A 5,911-nucleotide genomic window follows, 5' to 3' on the forward strand; every position below is an offset into this window, starting at 1 on the left:
TTTTGCCGGTGTAGACTTTTACTTTAACTTTGCAGTTTTTAACTGCTTTTTTGTTCATTTTGTTTTTAACAGTGACTTTGAAGTCTTTTGATGCTTTTAATTTTGCAACAACTTTAGGCGCTTTGGTTATTGTTGGAATATTGACTGAAATTGAATATCCGCCCCATGCACTGCCATATCCTTTCACTGTCATGTCATATCCCCAAGTGTAATAGTTCGGTTTCAATTTTGATATTGTCTTGAATGACGCAATACCTTTGGAGTTGGTTGTTGCATAAAGTGTTTTTGCTGAGGAATCCTTTGAAGGTGCTGCGTGTATTAATCTTAAAGCCACTTTGGCATTTGCAATAGGCTCTTTAGTAATCCGACTAATCACTGTTACTTTAAATGCTTTGCCTGATTTGTAATATGTTTTGAATGCTTTGGATTTGATGGAGACTTCTTCATTTGTGTTGTCTTCAAAAGTAGTGTTGGTTAACTTTATCTTATGGAGAGCATTTGAAATGGATCCTCCGGATTCTGCGGTATTGGATTTGAAAAGTGTATTGGAAATGCTTGTTTTGGCATTTGAAGAATCAAAATCAATTGCACCTCCATACTCTGATGCAGAATTGTCAATAAAAGAGGATTTATCAATAGTCAGTTTTAATTCATCTCCTCCGGCAAATATTGCACCTCCATCCATTCCAGTATTGTTTACAAATTGGGATTCTGAGATTTTAGCAGTCCCATGAAATTCTATTGCTCCACCACTTCCGCCTTGATTGGATTTAAATAAGGACTTTCTGATATCTAATTTACTGTCATAATATCCGGAAAATATTGCTCCACCGGATGATGCAGAATTATCAATAAAATTAGATGCAGATGCAATTAAATATAAGGCGCTGATTGCACCTCCAGAGTTAGCTTCATTTTTTGTAAAATTACAATTTAAAACATTGAACTGTTCAGCATCACCCGTATAAATAGCTCCACCTTCTTCAGTGGCATTGTTTTGTATGAATCTGGAGTTTTTAACATCTAAAGTTCCGCTGGAATAAATTGCTCCACCAAATCCTGTAGTAGGAATTTCATCTTTTACCGGAATGCCAATAGCCTTATTGTTTTTAAATTCACAATCAGAAACATTTAATGAACATTCATAATCCATAAGTATTGCACCGCCAATTTCAGCTTTTCCATTAATGAATGCTAGATTTTTGAGTAGGACGCTAGTTCCGGTTTCATCATAATTTTCTTCATCATAGATTTCAGTAATCACAAATATTCTTGCAGTGTCTTTACCGTCTAAAACGGCACCATTTCCATTAATAGATATTGATTTACTGATTACTATTCCATCTTCTAAATCGCCATTTGAATAAGCATAGTTTTTATTCAAATTTATAGTATCTCCTTTTTTAGCCTTGTTGATGATATTCTGCAATTCTGTAAAGCTGCCTGTAGCTTTGGCGCTGATTATTTCAGCATCACTTGAAGATACGCTGACATCGTCATCTGTAACATTTTCAGATGCTGAAACAGCCCCTGCAACTAAAAAAAGAATGGCAAATATCATTAAGATTTTCATTGTTTTTTTTATGTATTCTTTCATTCTATCATCCTAGATTTCTTTTAAAAATTATTCAAATCTCATAAAAATAGATTTGTATTATTGTTTTTCTTTAAAATATTAAATAAAGAAATATTATCAAATTAGTAATATAATAAAAAAAGGGGAGATGAAAGAGTTTGTTCTTTCATCTTGTTCCGAAAGCTTGTGCCCAGACGATTATGCCGTTCATTTTGTATGCAGCAATTCCTACACAGTTGAAGTCCGGATCAAGCATATTGCGTCTGTGGCCTTGGAACTCGTATGGGTAATTGGTTTCTTTCCATGATTCCATTACTTGCTTTGCGGTGGTTTGACCTAGTGCAAGATTTTCTCCACGTTTTTGTAATTTAGGGTATATTGTAAAGCAGTCGCTGCCGTCTGGACGGTCATGGCTTAGTTCGTCTGTTTTGTTCCATACTTCATATGCTTCTTCAGCCCTTCTCTGTGCAACTTTTTCCAATTCCTCATCAGTTGTTAAAGGTTTGAGGGTATTTGAAGGGTTGGTGTTGAAGAAGGTTGTGTTCTGGTTGTTTTTATCCAATTGCCATACGCCTTTTTGGGTTCTGAATTCGTTTAATAAGGTATAAACCTCACTAACATCAAGCTGGCCGTCAATGTCTGCTGTTATAATAGGAACGGTTATATAATAGTTTCCTGTATCTGGAATCACTTTTCCTCTTGTAATTTTAAGTTTTGACTTGACATTTTTGGCAGTTATTTTGTATCCGATAGTCTTGTAGTCTTTGCTTCCTTTATATTTTATTGTACCTGTATATGTTCCTTTTTTGGTCAATCCGGTTATCTTGAATGTTGCCTGACCTTTGGAATTTGTTTTTGCGGTAAATGTCTTTTTGTATTTCTTGCCGGAGGAAAGTGTGAGGTAAACCTTAACCTTTTTCAATGCTTTTTTGTTTGCTTTTAAGGTCACGGTATACTTTTTGGTTTTTTGTGACAATTTAAATATTTTTGTTTTAGGAACACTTAATGAAGTGGTTGTTTTATTGATCGGCACTTGTTTGGTATTCTCATATAATGTGTATGTGCCGTCTTCGCTTGTGGAATTGTATTCATCGTCTCCGGAATAAACTATCTTCCATGTGTGTTTTCCAGCTTTCAAGTTGTATTCCTCTGCATTTGTAAAGAAATAATGGGTTTTTGCGGTAATATTTTTGGTAGATTTCAGCCTGCCGTCAATGTAGAGATATAATGTTCCGGCAACTTCTTTTGGAAACTTGACCTTGAAGTAATCGGTTTTTGTATTTTTGATTGAAAGGTTTTTGTTTTCATCAATTGCATAGATTACTCCACCTTCATCCTGTGTAACCACATAAACGTTCATTTTTGAATCTTTTTTAACGAAGGTTTCGCTTGCAGGGTTTAGGACAAATGTGCCATTTAGGGATGTTGATGCATAGTCGTCATCTCCTGAATATGCAAGATTCCATGTGTGGCTTCCTTCAGTTAATCCGTAGCTTCTTGTGTTGATGAAAAGATAATGGGTCTTAGCGGTTATTTCTCTTTCATTCACTATTTTGCCGTCAATGGAAAGTGACAGGGTTCCGGTGACCAGGCTTGGAAATTTCACTCTTAAATAATCGCTGTCATGGTCATTCACATAGAAGTCGGTTTCGGGATTGACTGTGTAAATTGTACCGTTATCGTACTGGTCTACAAAATCAACCTTCATGTTTGAATCATTTAGGGACAGCACCTCCTCGTTGGCATCTGCCTTTAAAATTTCGTCTGTCTTGATTTCTTCATCTGACAATTCAATTGCTGAATCGTCAGCACTTAGTGTATCATCCGTAATGTTGTCTGATGCACTAACTGTACTTATTGTAAAAATAGTCAGTAAAACTAAACTGACTATAAGGAGTTTTTTAAATCTCATGTTTAATATTTCTTTAAAAATGCAATTATAAAGCAATATTATTCATTTAATAATAATTGGGCGATTCCAATGGTTATTGCAGCCAATTACAAAATATTTTTTTTATTTCGCCGGGAATATTTTCACGGAATTTTCAAATTTTCCACAACATTTATAAATAGTAATAAACATATTTATTCTTAATATTCATATTAACCTAAGGTTATTCTAACTATGGTTTTTGTTTTAATTTGCGCAAATCATTTTAATTCAATTTTGAATATTATATCCTACATTTTAAAGGAGGATATTTTTGAGTAGAGGAAAACGACCAAAGTGGATGATTGAAATAGCGATTGAAAGAATGAACATTCTTTTTGAGCGTGCTGAGATGGAATTCATCACCCATCCGGAACGGTCCGATCGATATGTCGAACTGGCATTGAAGTTGTCCACCAAATACAATACCAAAGTCCCTGAAAAGTGGTCTCGAAGGTATTGCAAGAAATGCAGGCGTTTCCTTTATCCTGGCCATAATTGCACCGTCCGGCTAGTTAACTCGGAGGTTAACATTTTTTGTGGTGAATGTGGTCATGTAATGAAAGTTCCTTATCACAAGGAAAAAAAGTTAAAAAGGAGAGCTAAATATGAGTCACACAAAAAAGGAAATGATGAATAGAGCTCTTGGTGCGATGACAATTAACATTGGTAAAAGCGGCGTCAATGACAATGTCATTGAAGAGATTAAACGCCAGCTTAAGGCTAATGAAATTGTTAAACTTAAATTTGCAAAAAATATCGCTAGAAATAAAGATGATTACATAGATGAAATAGTCTCTAAAACTAGAGCACAGCTCATTGACGTTAGAGGCCACGTTGCTGTAATCTATAAGAAAAAGCCTTAAACATTTTAAATTTAGAGTTACAGGCCCTATTTTTTAGGTCTTAAATTTACAGTGGATTAAGCTACAATTATTTAATAAAATATTGGAGAATTAATATGACTACTGTATTTGATGTACCTGCAGATTTATTAAAACCGGTGTTCACAAAGAAAGAAAACCGGAAAATGCTGATTGGTGGTATGTAAGAACTGCTTCTATCATCAGAAGAGTTTATATGGACGGTCCTGTAGGAGTAATGAGTTTAAGAACTTTCTACGGTGGCAAAAAAGACCGTGGTGTACGTCCTGAAGTTTTCAGAAAAGGCAGCGGATCCATTATCAGAACCGCATTACAACAATTGGAAGACGCAGGATATGTAGAGAAAGTTGAAGGTGGAAGAGTTGTCTCCCCAGCAGGAAGATCATTCTTAGATAAAATTTCTGCTGAAATCATTAAAGATATTCCTGAACTTGAAAAATACTAATTATAATTGGAGAGTTTGATATGAGCGAATTAGATGAAATTCGTCAAAAAAGAATGGCTGAATTACAGGCTCAACAAGCTGCTATGCAAAATCAGGCACAGCAACAGGCTGTTGCTCAAGCTCAACAGCAAGAGGCACAGGCACAATTTGAAGCTCAGAAAAAACAGATCTTAGCTCAAATCCTGACTCCTGAAGCCCGTACTAGGTTAGGCAATCTTAAATTAACCAAACCGGACCTTGTCAACGGTATTGAACTTCAATTGATTCAATCCGCACAGGCTGGAAGTTTAAGAGGTAAAGTTACTGATGAGCAATTGAAAGTCCTTTTAAGACAAATTGCCGGTCAGAAAAGAGAAATTAAAATTACAAGGAAATAATATCAATGAAAGCAGCTGTATTGTATAGTGGAGGTAAGGACTCATCTTTCATGGCAGTCATGCTTAAGAGATTGGGTCTTGACGTGGAATTATGCACTGCAAACTTCGGTGTTTATGATTCATACGTTCCTGCAGGCAAGTCAGCGGCCGCCTTGGGTTTTAACCATAAAGTTCTCGATTTGGATTTCGGGATTTTGGATAAGGCCTGCGACATGATTCTGAGTGACGGATTTCCAAACGACGGAATAAAATTCATTCATGAAAGTGTTGTGGAAGAGGTGTCAGAAAAATACGATATTATTGCAGACGGGACAAGACGTGATGACAGAACTCCCAAATTAACTGTCAATCAGATAAGAAGCCTTGAAGACAGAAAAGATGTTCAATATATAAATCTGGATAGTTTCGGCCATAAGTCTGTTAAGTTAATAACCTCTAACCTTTTTGAAATTTCACACGAAAAGTCAAACAAGGACAACAGCTCAGATTATGAGGTTGAAATAAGGACTCTGATTGATGAGAAGGGAGGAAATTCACTGGACATATTCCCTGAACATTATCAAACTCGTGTTATCGGTTATAAAAAATAATTATTACATGTATTACAGGTGAGAAAATGAGTAGAAATAAACCATTAGCTAAAAAATTAAGAATGGCAAAAGCAAACAAACAAAATAGGAGAATTCCAATCTGGGCTTA

General features: G+C 35.4%; 5 protein-coding genes and 3 pseudogenes. 6 read left to right on the forward strand and 2 right to left on the reverse strand.

The genetic code is table 11. The features are described from left to right. Window positions 1–1,597 (reverse strand): annotated as a pseudogene (locus QZU83_RS10180) (hypothetical protein); the annotation flags it as partial. Between the two features lie 145 nt (window positions 1,598–1,742). Further along, window positions 1,743–3,488 (reverse strand): CAP domain-containing protein, encoded by a 1,746-nt coding sequence (locus QZU83_RS10185; RefSeq protein ID WP_295611885.1) that lies wholly within the window; start codon window positions 3,486–3,488, stop codon window positions 1,743–1,745. A gap of 292 nt (window positions 3,489–3,780) precedes the next feature. Between QZU83_RS10185 and QZU83_RS10190 the strand changes: the two genes are divergently transcribed. From QZU83_RS10190 to rpl39e, 6 genes and pseudogenes are all read left to right on the forward strand, one after another. Beyond that, window positions 3,781–4,146 carry a ribonuclease P protein component 4 gene (locus QZU83_RS10190; protein ID WP_295611886.1) on the forward strand — a complete coding sequence of 122 codons (366 nt, stop codon included), beginning with the start codon at window positions 3,781–3,783 and terminating at the stop codon, window positions 4,144–4,146. Continuing rightward, window positions 4,115–4,372 carry a YhbY family RNA-binding protein gene (locus QZU83_RS10195; protein ID WP_295611887.1) on the forward strand — a complete coding sequence of 86 codons (258 nt, stop codon included), beginning with the start codon at window positions 4,115–4,117 and terminating at the stop codon, window positions 4,370–4,372. Before QZU83_RS10190 ends, QZU83_RS10195 begins: the two co-directional genes overlap by 32 nt. A 124-nt stretch (window positions 4,373–4,496) precedes the next feature. Then, window positions 4,497–4,835 (forward strand): annotated as a pseudogene (locus QZU83_RS10200) (30S ribosomal protein S19e); the annotation flags it as partial. A gap of 20 nt (window positions 4,836–4,855) precedes the next feature. Then, window positions 4,856–5,212 carry a DNA-binding protein gene (locus QZU83_RS10205; RefSeq protein WP_295611888.1) on the forward strand — a complete coding sequence of 119 codons (357 nt, stop codon included), beginning with the start codon at window positions 4,856–4,858 and terminating at the stop codon, window positions 5,210–5,212. Between the two features lie 5 nt (window positions 5,213–5,217). Continuing rightward, window positions 5,218–5,802, forward strand: coding sequence for a hypothetical protein (locus tag QZU83_RS10210; RefSeq protein ID WP_295611889.1), 585 nt, complete (start codon window positions 5,218–5,220; stop codon window positions 5,800–5,802). Between the two features lie 26 nt (window positions 5,803–5,828). Next, window positions 5,829–5,911: pseudogene (gene rpl39e, locus QZU83_RS10215) on the forward strand (50S ribosomal protein L39e); the annotation flags it as partial.

The organism is uncultured Methanobrevibacter sp. (assembly GCF_902771435.1).
Classification (GTDB): domain Archaea; phylum Methanobacteriota; class Methanobacteria; order Methanobacteriales; family Methanobacteriaceae; genus Methanocatella.